Genomic DNA, 19,231 nt, shown 5'->3' on the forward strand with positions numbered 1-19,231 from the left:
CAATGGCACGGTTGCAACGGATCGGCGGCGTCTGGCTGGTGGCTGCGGCGACGGTGTTGACAATCGCGTCGACGCTGACAACGCGCGTGCACGCTGAAGTAGCCGCGGCCGATCCGATCGACGCGGCGATGCGCGCGTGCCTCGCGCGCAGCGACATGTCATCGACGGCGGGGCAGTTGCAGTGCATGGACACGGCGCGGCTCGGCTGGCAGTCGGCGCTGGACACGGCGTGGCAGCAGTTGCTCTCGAAGGTGCCGCCGGCGCGGCGCAAGCCGTGGCAGGACGCCCAGACGCGCTGGCAAGCCTCGCGCGATGCGCAGGCGCCTTTGCTCGACGCCGTCTTCGCGACGCGCCAGGGCACGATGTATCAACTGGCCGAAGCCGATATGCAACTGCAGCCGGTGCGCGACCGCGCGCTGGCGCTGCGCAGCGCGGCGGCCGGGGCTGCGACCGGCGCGCCCGCGCCGGTTCGCCCGCGTGCCTGCAGCGCAGATGCGCTATGCGAACACGCGACGTTCGACATGAACCGCTACTACCACCGCTTGCAGACGAAGATGCCGGCGCGCAGCCGTGCGACGCTGGTGCGGGCGCAGCGGGCGTGGAGCGCGTATCTGGAGGCGGCAAGCGCGGTGACCGACGAGCGCGGCCGGGTCGACATCATCGGGGCGCGGGTTGCGACGCTCAAGCGGCTGTCGGAGACGATCGCCAGCGAGTGAGGCGGGCAGCTTCTTGCGAGGCGGCTCGGCGAGCCGCGTGTGCGCGCCGAGCATGCCACGCAGTCGTCCAGGGCTGCTCGCAAGGCCGCTGTCGGACCATCAGGTGACCAGGAACTGTCCTTCTTCGGGACCGGGGATGGCGAGGCCGGGCTCACCGGCCAGATCGCGCATGGCATCCTCGATATAGACGGACATCATGGTGAGAGCGAGGTCGTTCTCCTCGGTGCCGAAGGGATCTTCGAGCTGGGAGGCGATCGTTTCGTGGGCCATGAAGGCATACGCGACGAAGAGGGAGAACACGGGCGTGAAGATGCCGATGTTCGTCACGAGCCCGAACGGCAACGCCGCGCAGAAGAAGTAGACGGTGCGGTGAATCATCACCGAGTAGGCAAATGGCAGCGGCGTAGAACCGATACGCTCGCATCCGCCGATGACATCCGACAGTGAATTCAGATTGCGATCGAAGGCTAGTACGGCCATCGGATCGAGCGCGCCCGCGCGCGCCTGACGCTGCACCCATTCGCCGAGCACCAGAATGAGCGTAGTGGGACGATAGCGCGAAGCCATGACGCGCTCGAACAGCGGCACGGGCAGACGCGTGGCGAGGTCGTCGCGCGGATCGGTTTTGCGCAGTTGATGACGCAGCGCGTGGGGAAGCGCGCCGAGTGCGTGGATGAATTCGTCGCGCTGCTCCTTGCCGAGCGATTCGCGCGGCAGGGTGAGCGCCTGACGGGTCATGGAGCGCGCGTCGTTGAGAAGTTGTCCCCAGAGTTTGCGGGCTTCCCACCAGCGGTCGTAGCTGGCGTTATTGCGAAATCCGAGGAAGACGGCGAGGGCGATGCCCATCAGCGAGAAGGGGACCGTGCTGAGATTGACGGTGATCTTGAGCAGGTGGTCGTGAACGGCCACGGCGACGATGGAAATACAGAAGATCAGGAACAGGCGCGGCAGAAGCCGCGGAAGGACCGAGCCGCGCCAGGCCAGCAGCATGCGGAACCAGTGGAGGTGGGGGCGGATGATCATTCGTTTGCTTTATTGGGGTTTTTTTGACCTTCGGTCGGGGTTGTATTATCGCTCTTTGGTTGTGGGATGCATGTGGCGGTTTGTCTGGTTCTTTTTTTTTGGCCTTTCCTTGCTGTGTTAGTGGTCTATTAGTGTTGCCCCTGTGCGGGGCGGCACTTACTTTCTTTGCCGCCGCAAAGAAAGTAAGCAAAGAAAGCGGGCTGCAACCGCCAGCCCGTAGTGAGCCATCCCGGTCTGCAACCGGGAACGGCCCAAGACGAGACGTTCTCTCGCGCCACCAAATCCTAATGACACAGGGCTCATCCGTTCCGGCGTTGCGCTTCGCGCTCCGCCGTTGGGCATAACATTGGAGGAGTGCTACGCGCACCAGATATTACTTAGGCATCCGAACATTTTGGCCCGTATTTATGCCGGTCCCGCACGCCCCACAACACAGGCAAACCCATCCGCCGCGCACGCAGTGCGCTGGCGGGATGAATGAGTCCTGTGTCACTACGGTGAGTGGTGCGAGAGACGCTCTCGTCTCGGACCACTCCGGGATCAGGCAAGTGGTGGACACCTACAAGCTAGCGGTTGCAGCCCGCTTTCTTTGCCTACTTTCTTTGCGGCGGCAAAGAAAGTAGGTGCCGCCCCGCACAGGGGCATCACTAATAGACCACTAACACAGCAAGGAAAGGCCAAAAAGCAAGCCCAACCACCACCCCGCCGCAGGCAAAAAGCGCCCCCCACCCTGACTACGTCAAAGAGCCAGCCGCGCAGCGGCCACAGCCTCCCGAACCTGCTCAGGCGCCGTCCCCCCAGCATGATTCCGACTAGCCACCGACCCTTCAAGGGTCAAATATTCAAACACATCCTCTCCAATCAGATGAGCCACATTAGGCAATTCGGCCCGCATCTCATCGAGCGAAAGATCCGCCAGATCGCACTGACGATCGACGCAAATCCGCACGGCATGGGCAACTGCCTCATGCGCATCCCGGAACGGCAAACCGCGCTTGACCAGATAGTCAGCCAGGTCGGTAGCCGTGGAAAAACCCTGCAATGCCGCCGCCCGCATCGCCTGCGGCTTGACCATGATTCCCGCCACCATCTCGGCGAAAATCCGCAATGTGTCCGCCACCGTATCCACGGTGTCGAACAGCGGTTCCTTGTCTTCCTGGTTGTCCTTGTTGTATGCGAGCGGCTGGCCCTTCATCAACGTCAGCAGCGCCATCAGGTGGCCGTTCACGCGGCCCGTCTTGCCGCGTGCCAGTTCCGGCACGTCCGGATTTTTCTTCTGCGGCATGATCGACGAGCCGGTGCAGAAACGGTCCGCCAGATCGATGAAGCCGACGCGCGGGCTCATCCACAGCACCAGTTCTTCGGAGAAGCGCGACACGTGGGTCATGACGAGCGCGGACGCCGCCGTGAATTCGATCGCGAAGTCGCGGTCCGAAACCGCATCGAGTGAATTCGCGCAAATGCCGTCGAAGCCCAGTGTCTTCGCCACCGCGTGACGGTCGATCGGGTAGCTCGTGCCGGCCAGGGCCGCCGCGCCCAGCGGCAGACGGTTCACGCGGGTGCGGCAGTCGCGCATGCGCTCGGCGTCGCGGGTGAACATTTCCACGTAGGCGAGCAGGTGGTGGCCGAATGTCACCGGCTGGGCCACCTGCAGATGCGTGAAGCCCGGCATGATGGTTTCAGCGTTCTGTTCCGCGAGGTCGATCAGCGCCGTGCGCAGGTCCTTCAGCAGGCCGATGATGCGGTCGATTTCGCCGCGCAGCCACAGGCGGATGTCGGTCGCCACCTGGTCGTTGCGCGAGCGGCCCGTGTGCAGGCGCTTGCCCGCGTCGCCGATGAGCGCCGTCAGGCGTGCTTCGATGTTCAGGTGCACGTCTTCCAGGTCGAGTTGCCATTCGAACTCGCCACGCTCGATTTCGCCCTTGATCTGCGCCATGCCGCGCTGGATGGCCGCGACGTCGTCAGCGCCGATGATCTTCTGCGCGCCCAGCATCGCGGCGTGCGCGAGCGAGCCCTCGATATCGACCAGCGCGAGGCGCTTGTCGAAGAAAACCGACGACGTGTAGCGTTTGACGAGCTCCGACATCGGCTCCGAGAAGCGAGCCGACCAGGCTTCGCCTTTTTTGTGCAGTTGGGACGTCATGGTGTTGGGGCAGTGAAGAACGTGCGGTGGAAAAGCTCTCGGCGAGAGACGCGGCGCCGAAACGAACGAGACAGCGATTTTAACATCCGGCGGCGCGGCTACTCCCGCACCAGCACCACCAGCTTGAGATCTTCGCGATGCGCCGGTTTGAAGGTGATCTGGTCGTAGACCACCCGCCCGTCGCGCGGATGGTTGAATTCGCGCCGGCCGCCCTCGCGCTCGCCCACGTCCTGTGAGGCCCAGAAGCGTGCGAAGGCGTCGCTGGTGCCGGTCAGCGTGTCGATCAGGGCGCGCGTGGGGGCGTCCGTCAGATGACGGATGGAGTCGGCGCGAAACTCGGCGGCGAGACGCCGCGCGCGCGTCTCCCAATCGACGATCAGTTCGCGCGCCGCCGGCGCCGTGAAGGTGAAACGCAGCAGATTGCGGTCGTGCGCGCCGTCGAGCCAGCCCACGAACAGGTCGGCGGCGCGGTCGTTCCACGCCAGCGCGTTCCATTGCCGGTCCAGCACATAGGCCGGCGCGTTCACGAGCTGCACGGTCTCGAGCAAGGTTGCGGGGGCGTCGGCGGCGGCCGGGTCGGGCTCGGCCGGGTCGCGCTGCGCGGCCAGTTCGAACAGATAGGCCCGCTCGGCGCGCGACAGTTGCAGCGCCACGGCGATTCGCGCCAGTGCGTCGGCCGAGGCCGAAACCGGCCGTCCCTGTTCGATCCACGTGTACCAGGTCGGGCTGACGCCGCACAACTGCGCCACTTCCTCGCGCCGCAGACCCGGCGTGCGCCGGCGCGGGCCGGGCGGCAGACCGACCGCCTGCGGCGATAGCCGCTCGCGGTGGGCGCGGATGAAATCGCCCAATGCGTGCGCGGGCGTGGCATCGAGCGGGGGCGGGGCGGAATCGGCGGGGGACGGCGCGGTCATCGTGTCGGTAAAGGGGGTGTTGGCGATACCAGAATAATTGTCCGCTTTGTACTGGTACAAGGCGGACTCTATTGTAGCGGCAGCGGCGGGGATCGCGTGTTTGCGGATGCATGCGGGTGTCGAGGCCCGCAAGCCTATGCGCGCCCAAAGCCAGCAACGGCCGCGACAATCCGTCCGAACGGCGCGCGTCGGGCGGCCCAGGCGTCCGTACAAAACAAAGCGCTCCGTATTGCGATGCAGTACGGAGCGCTTTGGGTTTTCTGTTAAAACGGCCGCGCGGGCCAATCCGCGCCGAGCCGCCTCAAGCCGCCTGACGGGCCTCAGCCGGTATTGCGCAGACCCGCCGCAATCCCGTTGATGGTCAGGTGAATGCCGCGATTCAATCGCACGTTGGTATCCCCCGCGCGGTGGCGCTTGAGCAGTTCCACCTGCAGGTGATTGAGCGGATCGAGGTACGGGAAGCGGTTCTTGATCGAGCGCGCCAGCAGCGGGTTATCCGCGAGCCGTTCGGACTTGCCGGTGATCTCGGACAACACCTTCGAGGTGCGTTCCCACTCCCCGACAATGCGCTCGAACACATGCTTGCGCAGCTTCTTGTCGGTGACGAGCGCGGCGTAGCGCGATGCGACCGCGAGGTCGGTCTTCGCCAGCACCATATCCATGTTCGACAGCAGATTGGCGAAGAACGGCCAGGTCTTGTGCATCTTCTTCAGCAGCGAGAGGCGGCGCGCCCGTTCGGCGTCGGACGGCGCGCTGTCCAGATGCGCGCCCACGGCGCTGCCGAAGCCGTACCAGCCGGTCAGCAGCAGACGGCACTGACCCCACGAGAAGCCCCACGGAATCGCGCGCAGATCCTCGATCCTGCGTTGCTTCGGATCCTGCAGCTTGCGCGAGGCCGGCCGGCTGCCGATGTTCAGCTCGGCGATCTCCGAGATCGGTGTGGATTCGAAGAAATATTCCTTGAATCCCGGCGTCTCATAGACCAGCGCGCGATACGACGCCATTGCGGCGTCCGACAACTGCTGCATGGTCTCCTCGAAGGCCGGCAATTGCGCGGGCGTGTTGCCGTGCGGCAGCAGCGAGGCTTCGAGCGTGGCGGCGACCACGGTTTCGAGATTGCGCCGGCCGATTTCCGGATTGCCGAACTTGCTGGCAATCACCTCGCCCTGCTCGGTGAGGCGAATCTGGCCGTCCACGGTACCCGGCGGTTGCGACAGAATGGCCTGATAGGTCGGGCCGCCGCCACGTCCGACTGTGCCGCCGCGGCCATGGAACAGCCGCAGCGTCACGCCGCGTTCGTTGAAGAGCGACACCAGCGCGAGTTCGGCCCGGTACAGCTCCCAGTTCGAGGTGAGGAAGCCGCCGTCCTTGTTGCTGTCCGAGTAGCCGAGCATGACTTCCTGCTCGCCGCCCTGATGTTCGATCAACGAATCGACACCCGGCAGCGCGATCAGGTCGCGCATGATGTGCGGCGCGTTTTGCAGGTCGGGGATCGTCTCGAATAGCGGAATCACCATCAGCCCGGCTTTGGCCGGCTGGTGGGCGTCGCCGAGCAGACCGTCCAGCAGGCCGGTTTCCTTTTGCAGCAGCATCACTTCCACCAGATCGCTGACGGTTTCCGTATGCGAAATGATGTAGTTGCGCACGGCACGCGCGCCGAATTTCTCGCGCGTCACGCGCGCGGCTTCGAGCACGCCCAGCTCGCTTCTCACGAGATCCGAGTAGTCCAGATAGGGCGAACGCAGCAGACGCGGCTGCGCGAGTTCGCTTAGCAGCACCTTGAGCTTGTCCGCCTCGGAGAGCGCGGCGTAATCGTCTTCGACACCGGCGCGCTTGAGCAATTCGGCGATCACCGCCTCGTGGATGTCCGAGCTTTGCCGCAAGTCGATGCTGGCGAGGTGGAAGCCGAACACTTCGGCGGCGCGCGCGAGCGGCGACAGACGCGGGCTCGCCAGCGACGCGCCGTGATGCTCGGCGAGCGAATCGATCAGCACATGCAGGTCGCGCGCGAAGGCGTCGGCGTCTTCATAGGGCTGGGCGCGCACCGGCGCCGCGCCGCGGCCGGCGCTACGCAGCGGCACCGCGCCTTCGCCGAGCCGCACGCGCGCGCTGGCGGCGAGCCGCGTATAAATGCCGATCAGCGCGCGCCGGTACGGCTCGTCGACGCGATGCGGCGACTGGTCCGGCGAGGCGGCGGCCAGTTCTTTGACGGCGTCGCTTGCGCCCGTCAGCAGGTTCGACACCGAGAGCTCGGCGCCGAGCTTGTGCACCTGTTCCAGATAATGTTCGAAGATCACCGCGGCCTGGCGCGTGATGGCTTCTTCCAGCGTCGCGGCCGTCACGTTCGGATTGCCGTCGCGGTCGCCGCCGATCCAGCTGCCCATCTGGAAGAACGCCGGCAGACGCGCGTCGAGACCGTGCTCGGCGAGCGCGGCTTCGATATCCGCGTACAGCGCGGGAATTTCTTCGAGGAAGGTGGCGCGGTAGTACGACAGCGCGTTCTCGATTTCATCGGCCACCGTCAGACGCGCGTCGCGCAGCATGCGGGTTTGCCACAGCGAGGTGACGCGCGCGCGCAGCATGGCTTCGTTGTGCGCGCGTTCGCGCTCGGTCAGCGGCTGGTCGCGCTCGGCCAGCAGGCGGGCGATGTCGTGCTGCGCATCCAGAATGCTCTTGCGTTGCACTTCGGTGGGGTGCGCGGTGAGCACCGGGACGATCAGCGCGTCGTTGAAGAACTGCTGCAGCACCGGCGTGGCGGCGGCGTTGGCTTCCATCAGCCGTTCGAGCGCATAGGCGATCGTGCCGGACTGCGCGGCCGAACCCGCCAGCGCGTGAATCCGGTGACGGCGGTTGCGATGCCGGTCTTCGGCGATGTTCGCCAGATGCGAAAAATAGCTGAACGCCCGCACGACGCTCACGGTCTGCTCGGGGCTCAGCGAGCGCAGTTTCTTGTCGAGGGTTTGCGAGGCGCTGCTGTCGTCTTCGCGGCGAAACCGCACGGCGGTCTGACGGATCGTCTCGACCACGTCGAAGACGGCGTCGCCTTCCTGCTCGCGCACGACGTCGCCGAGCAGGCGTCCCAGATAGCGGATGTCCTGGAAGAGCGGCTGGTCTTTGTCTTCGCGGGTGCGGTTGCCGGACTTCGGCGCTGGCGCGCCGGCCTCTTTCGATACCGCGTGCAGGTCTGCCGCCGTTGCTGCGCCATTACCATTGCTGGCGACGGCTTGCGCCTTCGCGGCCTTGCCCGGTTTCACGGCGCTGGAGGCCTTGTCTGCCGCTTTGTGGTTAGCCTTGTGGCCCGCTTTGCGTGCTTTGCCCGGCTTGCTCACCTTGGCGGCCTGGGCGGCCTGCTTCGGCCGCGCCGTGCCGCTGGTCCTGGTGGCGCCGCCTTTGGACGATGCGCTGGACGTGGCCGGTGCGGTAGGGGTGACTACGGGCACGCCCGCAGAACCGTTGAGCGATGCAGTGTTGCGGCGGGCTGGGCGCGCCGATCCGGAAGACGTCACGATGGGTTTCCTCAGGGAAGCCAGGGTCTATAGAGAGATGGACTGCTGCGGCGTACCCGGAACGGGCCTGTCTCCTCCAACAGCGGTACGCCGGCATAGCCATCTGGCCGATAAAGCAAGGCCGGAGCGCGTGCTAACATTGTTTGTTCTTACCTCCCGTCATCCACTGGCTTTGCAATGAATTCCGAGACGCTTTCGGCGCCACCGCCATCCACCCTGGTCATCGCTTCGCGGGAAAGCCGCCTGGCGATGTGGCAGGCCGAGCATGTACGGTGTGCGCTGCACAAATTATATCCATCTTGTGACGTAAAAATCCTCGGGATGACGACACGTGGCGATCAAATTCTCGATCGCACGTTATCGAAGGTCGGCGGCAAGGGCCTGTTCGTCAAGGAACTGGAAAACGCGCTGGCCGAGGGCCGTGCCGATCTGGCCGTGCATTCGCTCAAAGACGTGCCCATGGAACTGCCGCCGGGCTTCACGCTCTCCACCATCATGGAGCGCGAAGACCCACGCGACGCGTTCGTTTCGGGCACCTACGAATCACTCGCCGCGTTGCCGGCGGGCAGCGTGGTAGGCACCTCCAGTCTGCGCCGCGAGGCGTTGCTGCGGGCGCGCTATCCGCAACTCGTGGTGCAGCCGTTGCGCGGCAATCTGGATACGCGGCTTGCCAAGCTCGACCGCGGCGATTACGCCGGCATCATTCTGGCCGCGGCCGGTCTCAAGCGCCTCGGTCTCGGCGAGCGGATCCGCGCGTATCTCGATCCGCACGACAGCTTGCCGGCCGCCGGGCAGGGCGCGCTCGGCATCGAGATTCGCGCGGGGCGTCCCGAGCTCGAAGCCTGGCTTGCGCCGCTGCATCACGCGCACACGGCGGCGGCCGTCGAAGCCGAGCGGATGGTGTCGCGCGCGCTGGGCGGCAGTTGCGAAGTGCCGCTCGCGGCCTTCGCCACGTGGCACGACGGCGCGCTGCATCTGCGCGGCATCGTGGCGACGCCCGACGGCGAGCGCATCCTGAGCGCGCAGGCGTCGGCGCCCGCGCCGACGGTCGAGCAGGCCGTACAACTCGGCCGCGAGGTGGCGCAGGCGCTGGAAAGCCAGGGCGCCCTTGATATCGTTCGCGCGCTCAGCACGGCGAGCGGTCCGGCGACTGGCGCGTGATGACGGCACCGGGAGGCGTCAACTCATCCCCGCAGCCGCACGGCCAGGCGCCGTCGTACACCGTCGTGATCACGCGGCCTGCGGGGCAGTCCGCGCCGCTCGCGGCGCAACTGGCGGCGGCCGGCATCGCCACGCTCGAATTTCCGCTCATCGAGATTGCACCCGCCGAAGACGTGGCGCCGCTGCATGCCGCATTGGGCGCGCTCGAACGCTATGCGCTGGTGGTGTTCGTTTCGCCCAATGCCGTCGATTACGCGTTTGCCCAGTTCGGCGCAATCTGGCCGCATGCGCTGCCGGTCGGCGTGGTCGGGCCGGGCAGCGTCGCGGCGCTGGCGCGTCACGGCGTCGAAGCACCGGCGTACCAGGTGATCAGCCCAGCGGCGGCCGCGGACGAGGAAGCCGCGCGCTTCGATTCCGAGGCGCTCTTCGCCGCCATCGACGCCTCGCTTGGCGCAACTTCGCTCGCAGGCCAGCGCGTGCTGATCGTGCGTGGCGACGGCGGCCGCGAGTGGCTGGCCGAGCGTCTGCGCGAAGCGGGCGTCGAGGTGGACACGGTGGCCGCGTACCGGCGTCTCGTGCCGGAACCGTCCATCGCCGCATGGACGCGCGTGCACGAGTTGCTGGCGGGCGAGCCGCACGCATGGCTCGTCACCAGTTCCGAGGGCGTGCGCAATCTCGACGAACTGGCGCGCGAGCATCTGAACGGCATCGAAATCGCCCAATTGAAGCGCGCCACGCTGGTCACGCCCCACCCCCGTATCGCGCAGACCGCGCAGGGACTGGGTTTTGATAGCATTACGGTGTCCGGTGCGGGCGATGAACGCATTGCCCATACCCTGCTTGCTGCCGTACCTCCCGTTGTTCAACCGGTACCGACCAACCCGGCTCACTCACGCATGACTGAAACGAATCCCTCCACGAACGCCTCACCCCAGCCGGCTGCGACCACCGCGTTGCCGCCCAATCCCCCCTTCACGCCCTACGAAGCGCAACAGCCGCGCCGCAGCGCGAGCGGACCGCTGCTGTGGTTGGTCGTGGTGATCGTTATCTGCGCGGCCGTGGCCGGCGGCATTGCGCTCAATCGCAAGCTCATCCGCCTCGATCAGCAGTTGACGCAGCGTCAGCAGGCCAACGACGCGCAGACCGCCGCCCTGAGCGTGAAAACCGATCAGGCCGTGGCGACGGTGCATCAGATCGACTCGCAGATGTCGCAGCTCGAGGGCAAGCTGACCGACGCGCAGCAGGCCGAGCAGGCGCTGCAGCAACAATACGCGGACCTCGCGCGCAACCGCGACGACTGGACTCTCGCCGAAGTGGGGCAGATGCTGTCGAGCGCGAGCCAGCAACTGCAACTTACCGGTAACACGCAGCTCGCGCTGTTCGCGCTGCAAAGCGCCGACACGCGGCTGGCGGCGTCGGACGGCGCCCAGGTGCTGGCGGTGCGCAAGGCGATCGCGCAGGACATCGACAAGCTGAAGGCGGCGCCCACCACCGATCTGACGGGCCTCGCCATCAAGCTCGACAACGCGATCGACCAGGTCGACACGCTGCCGCTCAACGGCGAAGCGCTGATCGCCCACACCGTGCCGCACGCCACGGCGCCGGCCGACTCCGCGAAGCTCGCGGCGGCCACCGGCGAGCCGCGCTGGAAGGTCTGGTGGCAGCAGTTTTACACCGGCATCGGCCAGCAACTGACGAGCCTCGTGCAGGTGCGCCGCATCGACAATGCCGACGCCATGTTGATCACGCCCGACGAAGGCTACTTCCTGCGCGAAAACCTCAAGCTGCGGCTGCTGTCGGCGCGTCTCGCGCTGCTCTCGCGCAACCAGACCACGCTGAAATCCGACGTGCACGCGGCCGACGCGGCGCTCGCACGTTATTTCGACAACGCGTCGAAGCGCACGCAAACCGTGCGCGGCCTGGTGAAGGACGTGGACGACGGCTCGGCGGCGGTTGAAGTGCCGAACCTGAATACGAGCCTGCAGGCCGTCAATCAATACCGGAGCCGGGGTTAATCATGGCTATCCGGGGACTTTTCTGGCTGGCGCTGCTGTTTGTCATCGCGGTGGCGCTGGCGACCGTCGGGCGTTTCGATACGGGCCAGGTGCTGCTCGTCTATCCGCCGTACCGGGTGGACGTGTCGCTGAACCTGTTCGTGGTCGCGCTGGTGGTGCTGTTCATTCTGGTGTATGCGCTGCTGCGCATCGTGCGCAACATCTGGCGCATGCCGCAGCGCGTGGCCGCGTACCGCGCCCGCTCGCGTGTCGCGAAGGCGCACGCGGCCTTGCGCGATGCGATCGGCAATCTGTATGCCGGACGTTTCTCGCGGGCTGAGAAAGCAGCGCGCGACGCGCTCGCCAACGGCGACAACAAGGGCGCGGCGGGACTCGTCGCGGCAACGGCGGCGCATCGCATGCATGAATACGCGCGGCGCGACGAATGGCTCGCGCAGATCGACGAGGCCGACTGGCAGGACGCCCGCCTGATGGCCACCGCCGACATGCGCGCGGACGGCCGCGACGCGGACGGCGCGCTCGCCGCGCTGACCGAGATGCAGTCGCAAGGCGGACGCCGCATCCACGCGCAGCAGATCATGTTGCGCGCGCAGCAGCAGTTGAAGAACTGGAGCGAGGTGCTCAAGCTCGTCAAGACGCTGGAAAAGCGCGAGGCGATTCACCCGGCGGTGGCGGTGCGTCTGCGCCAGCTCGCGGCGGAAAATCTGTTGCGCGAGCGTCGCCACAATGCGGATGCGCTGCTGGAACTGTGGCACTCGCTGTCGCCCACCGAGCGCCATTCGCCGCGCCTCGCCGATCTCGCGGCTGAGTTGCTGGTGACGCTCAACCGGCCGCAGGACGCACGCAAGATCGTCGAAGAAGCACTGGCGCAGAATTGGGACGCGCGTCTGCTGCGCCGCTATCCCGATACGACGGGCGGCGACGCCTTGCCGTTGATCCAGAAGGCCGAAGCCTGGCAGAAGGAGCGCCCGGAAGACGCCGACCTGATGTTCACGCTGGGCCGCCTGTGCCTGCATCAGCAGTTGTGGGGCAAGGCGCAGTCGTTCCTCGAAACGGCCCTGAAGCTGGCCGACAACGAGACGCTGAAGATCCGCTCGCATCGCGCGCTGGCGCGCCTGCACGAGCAACTCGGCGACAGCGAGAAAGCGGGCCAGCATTACCGGGAAAGCGCGCTGGCAATGAACATCGTGTGAGCGATGGGCGGGCGCCGCTTACACGCAGCGCCCGCCATCCACTTCCAGACACACACCGGTGACGAAATTCGCTTCGTCCGACGCCAGATAGAGGCAGGCATTGGCAATATCCTGCGGGGTCGAAAAACGGCCGAGCGGGATACCTGCCAGAAAGCGCTGGCGGTTCTCGGGCGTATCTTCGACGCCCATGAATTCGCCTAGCAGCGCGGTTTCGCCAATCACCGGGTTCACGCAGTTCACGCGAATGCGATCCGGGCCCAGCTCGGCGGCGAGCGCCTTGCTGGCGATGATCACCGCGCCTTTGCTGCCGTTGTACCAGACAAGTCCGGGCCGGGGCCGCACACCCGCAGTCGACGCAATGTTGACGAACACGCCGCCGCCTTGCTGGCGGAAATACGGCACGAACGCCTGCACGCTCCAGTAGATGCTTTTCACGTTGACCGCGTAGACGCGGTCGAACTCGGCTTCGCTCACTTCGAGCACAGGCTTGTTGCGATGCGTGGTGCCAGCGTTGTTGACGACCACCTGCACACTGCCGAAGTCCTCGAGCGCGGCTTCGCGCAGACGCTCCCAGTCGGCGCGCAACGTGACGTCGCCGGGAACTGCAATCGCCTTGCCGCCCGCCAGCGCAATCTCGCTGGCGACGCGTTCGGCCGCCGCGCCGTTCAGATCGTTGATGACCACGTTGGCGCCTTCGCGCGCGTAAGTCCTCGCAATGCCTCCGCCGAAACCCGAGCCGCCACCTGTGACGATGGCCGTTTTACCTGTCAAGCGCATGATGTCTCCGTGTCTGTTTGCATGATGTTCGCGCGGCTGTTGCCGCTGGTCGCAGAGGGTTTTTGCAACGAACGGCCGGCGCGACGCCGCCTCGCTGCCTAGCCGTGCCGGATTGCAACCGTCTTCAGCACCGTAAAGCCGTATAGCGCTTCAAAGCCTTTTTCCCGGCCGTGGCCGGAATGCTTGACGCCACCGAACGGCAACTCGACCCCGCCGCCCGCGCCATAGTTGTTGATGAACACCTGGCCCGAGCGCACGCGTCGCGCGAGCCGCAATTGCCGGGCGCCGTCGCGCGTCCAGATGCCGGCGACGAGGCCGTAAGGCGTGCCGTTGGCCAGCGTCACCGCTTCGTCTTCGCCGGCAAAAGACATGGCGGCGAGCACCGGGCCGAACACTTCCTCGTTAGCCAGACGATGACCCGGCGGCACGTCGCGCAGCAGCGTGGGCGCCTGGTAGAAACCGGTCTGCGGCGCCTCGTGGATGACTTCGCCGTGCGCCGCCATGGCGATGCCGTCGTGCTGCGCATCGGAGAGAAAGTCCCACACGCGTTGCTGCTGCCTGGCGCTGATGAGCGCCCCGCAGTCGAGATCGGCATGCGACGGCCCGACCCGCAGCGCGCTGAACGCGGCGCCGAGGCGGTCGAGCAGCGGTTCGTAGACGGCGCGTTCGATCAGCACGCGGCTGCCCGCCGAGCAGGTCTGCCCGGCGTTCTGCACGATGGCCGAGACGAGCACCGGCACGGCGGCGTCGAGATCGGCGTCGGCGAAGACGATTTGCGGTGACTTGCCGCCCAGTTCGAGTGTGACGGGCACGTGATTCTCGGCGGCCATCTGTGCGACCATCTTGCCGGTCTGCGGCGAACCGGTGAACGAGATATGGTCGATGCCCGCGTGACGCGCGAGCGCCGCACCCGCCTCGTGACCGTAGCCGGTGACGATGTTCAGCGTGCCGGCCGGCAAGCCGGCTTCGGCGGCCAGTTCGGCAACCCGCAGCACCGACAGGCAGGCGTCTTCCGCCGGCTTGACGACGCATGCATTGCCCGTCGCCAGCGCCGCACCGACGCTGCGGCCGAAAATCTGCATCGGATAGTTCCACGGCACGATATGGCCGGTCACGCCATGCGGTTCGCGCACCGTGAAGACGGTGTAGCCCGTCTGATAGGGCAGGGTTTCGCCGTGCAGCTTGTCGGCGGCGCCCGCGTAGAACTCGAAATAGCGGGCCAGTGCCGCGGCGTCGGCGCGCGCCTGGCGTAACGGCTTGCCGGTGTCGCGCGCTTCGAGTTGCGCCAGTTCTTCGTGGCGGGCCGCGACCAGCATGGAGAGGCGGTACAGGATGCGGCCGCGGTCGGCGGCGCTGGCGGCGCCCCATGAACCCTCGAAGGCCCGGCGGGCCGCCTCTACCGCGGCGTCGATGTCCGGCGCGGTGCCGCGGGCTAGCTGCGCGAAGGGCTGCCCGTCGGACGGATCGAGCACCGGAATCGTCTCGCCCCCGGCCGCAGCGACCCATTCGCCGCCGATGAAGTGTTTTGCTTCCTGCATGCATGCTCCTGGCTGAAAAGGCCCTGAAAGCCGCGCTGCGAGCCGCACTGCGCCGCGTTCGCAACGATTATCGCGCCGATCGTCACGGCGGCGCCATCGGCCGATTGGCTATAATGGCGTATCCCGCACTGATGGCTCGTGGTGCCACGCCTGATCCAGATTAGGCGCTGCATCGCGCGCCGTGTTCCGAATTTCATCCTGTTCAGAGAGCGCTCATGAGCTTCAACCACGTCCCCGCAGGCAAAGACCTTCCGCAAGATTTCAACGTCATCATCGAAATCCCGGCGCAAAGCGATCCGGTCAAGTACGAAGCAGACAAGGATCTGGGCCTGCTCGTCGTCGACCGTTTCATCGGCACCGGCATGCGCTATCCGGCTAACTACGGCTTCATTCCGCAGACGCTGTCGGGCGACGGCGACCCGGTCGACGTGCTGGTCATCACGCCGTTCCCGCTGCTGGCCGGCTCGGTCGTGCGCGCGCGCGCGCTCGGCATGCTGCAGATGACGGACGAATCGGGCGTCGACGCCAAGCTGGTGGCCGTGCCGCATGACAAGATCTGCCCGATGACGGCGAACCTGAAGTCGATCGACGACGTGCCGTCGTATCTGAAAGACCAGATCAAGCACTTCTTCGAGCAATACAAGGCGCTCGAAAAGGGCAAGTGGGTGAAGGTCGAAGGCTGGGCGGACGTCGAAGCCGCGCACAAGGAAATCACCGAAGGCGTGGCGAACTACAAGAAGTAAGCTCGCCGCCGCTGCAAGACGGCGCTTCAAGAGGTAAAAAACCGCGCAGGCCCGTAAGGGCGGCGCGGTTTTTTCATTGGGGCTCGTCATAAAGCGCACGAGTGAAACGCAATGAGCGAAAACGCTTCGCTACGCGCGATCCGATTCCTCGGCTTCAATCTCAACGTCGGCCAGCGGCACCACTGACGCCACCGGCACCACCGGTACCACCGACTCGAGCGTGCGCGCGCCCGCTGCCAGCGCCCGCTTCTCCGGCGCGGTCAGGCGCTTGACGAAATATTCCGCCCGCGAGGCACTCGAACGATCCGCCAGTTCGAACGACGCCAGCACGTGCAACGGCTTGCGCGAGCGCGTATAGCGTGCGCCCGTGCCGCTGAGGTGCTTCTCAAAGCGCGCCTGCACGTCCACGGCAATGCCGGTGTACACGCTGCCGTCGGCGCATTCGATCAGATAGAGAAACCACGGCATGGTTAGCTTTTGAACGGATTGTGGTCGCGCAATTCGTCGACATACGCGTGGATGCTGTTGGTCTCGCTATCGAGAAAACGCGCCACCGCGTCGGCAAAGGCCGGATGGGCGAGCCAGTGCGTCGAGCGCGTGACGGTCGGCAAAAAGCCGCGCGCCATCTTGTGTTCGCCTTGCGCGCCGCCTTCGAACACCGCCAGCTTTTCCTCGATGCAGAATTCCAGCGGCTGATAGTAGGCGGTCTCGAAGTGCAGGCACGGCACGTGTTCAATCGCGCCCCAGTAGCGGCCGTACAGTGTGCCACCGGTTTTTTCGTCGCGCTGATATACGACCAGCGAACTCGCAATCGGCTTGCCCTCGTATTCCGCCATCACGAGCAACAGATTTTCCGGCATGGTCGCGCCGATCGTGCGGAAAAACTCGAGATTCAGATACGGACTCGAAAAATGCTCCCGGTACGTCTGCTTGTAACATTTGACGAAGAAACGCCACTCGGCGTCGCTGATGTCTTCGCCACGCACCCGGCGCATCGTCACGCCCGCCTCGCGTACCTTGCGGCGCTCGGCGCGGATGTTCTTGCGCTTCTTCTGTTCGAGGGTCGAGAGGAACTCGTCGAAGTCGCGATAGCCGTTGTTCAGCCAATGAAACTGCACGCCTTCGCGCTGCATCATGCCAAGTTCGGTGAGCGCCTCGGCTTCGTCGGCGGTCGGAAACAGCACATGCAGCGACGACACGTCCGCCTGTTCGGCAAACGCCACCAGCGTGGCGGCGAGCTGGCGCAGCGCGTGCGGATTCGCGGCCATCAGCCGGTTGCCCTGCACCGGCGTGAACGGCACGGCGCAGAGCAGCTTCGGATAGTAGGCAAGGCCGTTGCGCTTGTAGGCGTCGGCCCAGGCCCAGTCGAATACATACTCGCCGTAAGAGTGCCCTTTCAGATACACGGGCGCGGCCGCCACCAGACGGTCGGTGCGCGGATCCGTCAGCGTGACGAATTGCGGCGCCCAGCCGGTATCGGCCACCGCGGACTGGCTGGCATGCAGCGCGCTCAGGAACTCATGCCGCAGAAATGGCGTGGGCTGTGCCTGCTGGGCGAGGAGGGCGTTCCACTCGGCGGCGTCCACCTCGGAGGGCGAGGCCAGAATGCCCGTGCGATAATCAATCCGTTGCTGGTTCAATCTGTTTGACTGTTCCTGATCTGAACGGGGCCTCGCATTTCGCGGAGCTTCGTTCGTTTGTCCGTGTGTGTGTCCGTTGCGTCGAGCCGTCCGGCCGCCGTAACCGGCAAGCCGCGCGGCTTGCCCCCGATCCTGCCATGAAGACCCGAATCGCTCTTGCTCAACTCAATGTCACTGTCGGCGATTTCGCCGGCAACGTCGCGAAGATCGTCGCCGCGGCCCGCGCCGCGCACAACGATGGTGCGAAGCTGCTCGTCGCGCCGGAACTCGCGCTCTCCGGCTACCCGCCCGAAGACCTGCTGCTGCGTCCCGCCTTCTACGCCGCCAGTGCCGCGGCGTTGGCCGATCTCGCTGCCCAACTGAAGCCGTTCGCCGGCTTGCACGTGGTGGTCGGCCATCCGCATCGCGACGCCGCGCACGGCCATGGTAAAGCAAACGGGCCGATCGAGCGCGGCGTGCCGCCAGTGGATACGTTCAACGCGGCCTCGCTGATCGTCGACGGCAAGGTGGTCGGCACGTACCTGAAGCAGGAACTGCCCAATAGCGAAGTGTTCGACGAGAAGCGTTACTTCGCCGCAGACCCGCGTCCGCTCGTGTTCGAACTCGACGGCGTGAAATACGGCGTGGTGATCTGCGAGGACGTCTGGCACGCGCCGGCGGCGCAGCAGGCCAAGGCGGCCGGCGCCCAGGTGCTGCTGATCCCGAATGGCTCGCCGTATCACCTCAACAAGGAAGCGGTGCGGGTGGACATCCTGCGCGCGCGGATTCGTGAAACCGGCTTGGCCATGGTCTACGTGAACATGCTCGGCGCCCAGGACGAGCTGGTGTTCGACGGCGGTTCGTTCGTGCTGGACGGCAACGGCGAGATGGTCGCGAAGATGGCGCAGTTCGAGGAAGGCAACGCGATCGTCGAATTCGACGGTGCGCGTCCGCTGCGCACCACGGTTGCTTCCGAGCTGTCGCTGGAAGCGCAGGTCTATGCCGCGCTGGTGATGGGCGTGCGCGATTACATCAACAAGAATGGTTTTCCGGGCGCGCTGATCGGCCTGTCGGGCGGCGTGGATTCGGCGCTGGTGCTGGCCGTGGCTTGCGACGCGCTCGGCGCCGAACGTGTGCGCGCGGTGATGATGCCGTCGCGCTACACGGCAGACATCTCCACGACGGATGCCGCCGAGATGGCGCGCCGGGTCGGCGTGCGTTACGACGAAATTGCGATTGCGCCGATGTTCGAGGCCTTCCGCAGTTCGCTCGCCGACGAATTCGCCGGCCGCGCGGAAGACGCCACCGAGGAAAACATCCAGGCGCGGATTCGCGGCACGCTGCTGATGGCGCTGTCGAACAAGTTCGGTTCGATCGTGCTGACCACCGGCAACAAGAGCGAAATGGCAGTGGGCTATTGCACGCTGTACGGCGACATGGCCGGCGGCTTCGCCGTCATCAAGGACATCGCCAAGACCCTGGTGTACCGCTTGTGCCACTACCGCAACGCGGCGGCCACGTTTGCGAAGCAGGATGTCATTCCGGAGCGGATTCTCACGCGCGCGCCGTCGGCCGAACTGCGCGAGAACCAGACCGACCAGGACAGCCTGCCGCCGTATGAGGTGCTCGACGCCATCATGCGCATGTATATGGAAGAGGATCGTTCGCTGGCCGAGATCATCGCCGCGGGCTATGCGGTGGACGACGTGAAGCGCGTCACGCGCCTCATCAAGATCAACGAGTACAAACGCCGCCAGGCGCCGATCGGCATTCGCGTGACGCATCGTGCCTTTGGCCGCGACTGGCGTTATCCGATCACGTCGCGCTATACCGAACCGGTGGAATGACGCAGGCCGTTCGGCGCAGCGTAGAATCCAGGCTAT

14 protein-coding genes are annotated in these 19,231 nt (G+C 65.8%); 6 read left to right on the forward strand and 8 right to left on the reverse strand.

Annotated features, from left to right (window positions below):
* The first annotated feature begins 2 nt into the window (after positions 1–2).
* A complete protein-coding gene (locus FQ755_RS28760; protein ID WP_144158852.1) occupies positions 3–716 on the forward strand; it encodes a lysozyme inhibitor LprI family protein in 714 nt (237 codons plus the stop codon).
* Positions 717–815: 99 nt separating this feature from the next.
* Here FQ755_RS28760 and FQ755_RS28765 read toward each other — a convergent pair whose 3' ends face one another.
* From FQ755_RS28765 to ppc, 4 genes are all read right to left on the reverse strand, one after another.
* Positions 816–1,739, reverse strand: coding sequence for a bestrophin family protein (locus tag FQ755_RS28765; RefSeq protein ID WP_144158855.1), 924 nt, complete (start codon positions 1,737–1,739; stop codon positions 816–818).
* A 739-nt stretch (positions 1,740–2,478) separates the two neighbouring features.
* Positions 2,479–3,882 carry an argininosuccinate lyase gene (gene argH / locus FQ755_RS28770; RefSeq protein ID WP_144158858.1) on the reverse strand — a complete coding sequence of 468 codons (1,404 nt, stop codon included), beginning with the start codon at positions 3,880–3,882 and terminating at the stop codon, positions 2,479–2,481.
* Between the two features lie 98 nt (positions 3,883–3,980).
* Positions 3,981–4,796, reverse strand: coding sequence for a helix-turn-helix transcriptional regulator (locus FQ755_RS28775; RefSeq protein WP_144159202.1), 816 nt, complete (start codon positions 4,794–4,796; stop codon positions 3,981–3,983).
* Positions 4,797–5,116: 320 nt separating this feature from the next.
* Positions 5,117–8,302, reverse strand: a complete 3,186-nt coding sequence (gene ppc / locus FQ755_RS28780; protein WP_144158861.1) for a phosphoenolpyruvate carboxylase — start codon at positions 8,300–8,302, stop codon at positions 5,117–5,119.
* Positions 8,303–8,479: 177 nt separating this feature from the next.
* On the opposite strand from ppc, the gene hemC reads away from it, so the two are divergent.
* Genes hemC through FQ755_RS28795 form a run of 3 tightly spaced genes read left to right on the forward strand, consistent with a single transcriptional unit; the run spans position 8,480 to position 12,671 of the window.
* The gene (hemC, locus tag FQ755_RS28785; protein WP_144158864.1) at positions 8,480–9,463 is read left to right on the forward strand and encodes a hydroxymethylbilane synthase; all 984 of its coding nucleotides are present in this window, start codon (positions 8,480–8,482) and stop codon (positions 9,461–9,463) included.
* Positions 9,463–11,478, forward strand: a complete 2,016-nt coding sequence (hemDX, locus tag FQ755_RS28790; protein ID WP_144158867.1) for a fused uroporphyrinogen-III synthase HemD/membrane protein HemX — start codon at positions 9,463–9,465, stop codon at positions 11,476–11,478. The genes hemC and hemDX overlap by 1 nt, the downstream gene beginning before the upstream one ends.
* 2 nt (positions 11,479–11,480) lie before the next feature.
* On the forward strand, positions 11,481–12,671 hold the full coding sequence (locus FQ755_RS28795) for a heme biosynthesis protein HemY (protein ID WP_144158870.1): 1,191 nt from the start codon (positions 11,481–11,483) through the stop codon (positions 12,669–12,671).
* An 18-nt stretch (positions 12,672–12,689) separates the two neighbouring features.
* Here FQ755_RS28795 and FQ755_RS28800 read toward each other — a convergent pair whose 3' ends face one another.
* The gene (locus FQ755_RS28800) at positions 12,690–13,448 is read right to left on the reverse strand and encodes an SDR family oxidoreductase (RefSeq protein ID WP_144158873.1); all 759 of its coding nucleotides are present in this window, start codon (positions 13,446–13,448) and stop codon (positions 12,690–12,692) included.
* Positions 13,449–13,546: 98 nt separating this feature from the next.
* Positions 13,547–14,986 carry an aldehyde dehydrogenase family protein gene (locus tag FQ755_RS28805; protein ID WP_144158876.1) on the reverse strand — a complete coding sequence of 480 codons (1,440 nt, stop codon included), beginning with the start codon at positions 14,984–14,986 and terminating at the stop codon, positions 13,547–13,549.
* Positions 14,987–15,201: 215 nt separating this feature from the next.
* Between FQ755_RS28805 and ppa the strand changes: the two genes are divergently transcribed.
* A complete protein-coding gene (ppa, locus tag FQ755_RS28810; RefSeq protein WP_144158881.1) occupies positions 15,202–15,729 on the forward strand; it encodes an inorganic diphosphatase in 528 nt (175 codons plus the stop codon).
* 129 nt (positions 15,730–15,858) lie between these two features.
* On the opposite strand, the gene FQ755_RS28815 is transcribed toward ppa, so the two are convergent.
* Both FQ755_RS28815 and FQ755_RS28820 read right to left on the reverse strand, forming a co-directional pair.
* A complete protein-coding gene (locus tag FQ755_RS28815; RefSeq protein ID WP_144158884.1) occupies positions 15,859–16,197 on the reverse strand; it encodes a GIY-YIG nuclease family protein in 339 nt (112 codons plus the stop codon).
* Positions 16,198–16,199: 2 nt separating this feature from the next.
* Positions 16,200–17,369, reverse strand: coding sequence for a GNAT family N-acetyltransferase (locus tag FQ755_RS28820; protein WP_144158887.1), 1,170 nt, complete (start codon positions 17,367–17,369; stop codon positions 16,200–16,202).
* A 137-nt stretch (positions 17,370–17,506) separates the two neighbouring features.
* Between FQ755_RS28820 and FQ755_RS28825 the strand changes: the two genes are divergently transcribed.
* Positions 17,507–19,195, forward strand: a complete 1,689-nt coding sequence (locus FQ755_RS28825) for an NAD+ synthase (protein ID WP_144158890.1) — start codon at positions 17,507–17,509, stop codon at positions 19,193–19,195.
* Positions 19,196–19,231: the final 36 nt, after the last annotated feature.

Origin of the sequence: Paraburkholderia sp. BCC1885 (assembly GCF_900996235.1) — a bacterium.
GTDB lineage: Bacteria > Pseudomonadota > Gammaproteobacteria > Burkholderiales > Burkholderiaceae > Paraburkholderia.

Bases quoted from the DNA above. Each gene is read 5' to 3' on its own strand.
- FQ755_RS28825 (WP_144158890.1), top strand. From the start codon at position 17,507: ATGAAGACCCGAATCGCTCTTGCTCAACTCAATGTCACTGTCGGCGAT.
- FQ755_RS28805 (WP_144158876.1), bottom strand. From the start codon at position 14,986: ATGCAGGAAGCAAAACACTTCATCGGCGGCGAATGGGTCGCTGCGGCC.
- ppa (WP_144158881.1), top strand. From the start codon at position 15,202: ATGAGCTTCAACCACGTCCCCGCAGGCAAAGACCTTCCGCAAGATTTC.
- hemDX (WP_144158867.1), top strand. From the start codon at position 9,463: ATGACGGCACCGGGAGGCGTCAACTCATCCCCGCAGCCGCACGGCCAG.
- FQ755_RS28775 (WP_144159202.1), bottom strand. From the start codon at position 4,796: ATGACCGCGCCGTCCCCCGCCGATTCCGCCCCGCCCCCGCTCGATGCC.
- FQ755_RS28815 (WP_144158884.1), bottom strand. From the start codon at position 16,197: ATGCCGTGGTTTCTCTATCTGATCGAATGCGCCGACGGCAGCGTGTAC.
- FQ755_RS28765 (WP_144158855.1), bottom strand. From the start codon at position 1,739: ATGATCATCCGCCCCCACCTCCACTGGTTCCGCATGCTGCTGGCCTGG.
- FQ755_RS28800 (WP_144158873.1), bottom strand. From the start codon at position 13,448: ATGCGCTTGACAGGTAAAACGGCCATCGTCACAGGTGGCGGCTCGGGT.
- FQ755_RS28795 (WP_144158870.1), top strand. From the start codon at position 11,481: ATGGCTATCCGGGGACTTTTCTGGCTGGCGCTGCTGTTTGTCATCGCG.
- hemC (WP_144158864.1), top strand. From the start codon at position 8,480: ATGAATTCCGAGACGCTTTCGGCGCCACCGCCATCCACCCTGGTCATC.
- FQ755_RS28760 (WP_144158852.1), top strand. From the start codon at position 3: ATGGCACGGTTGCAACGGATCGGCGGCGTCTGGCTGGTGGCTGCGGCG.
- argH (WP_144158858.1), bottom strand. From the start codon at position 3,882: ATGACGTCCCAACTGCACAAAAAAGGCGAAGCCTGGTCGGCTCGCTTC.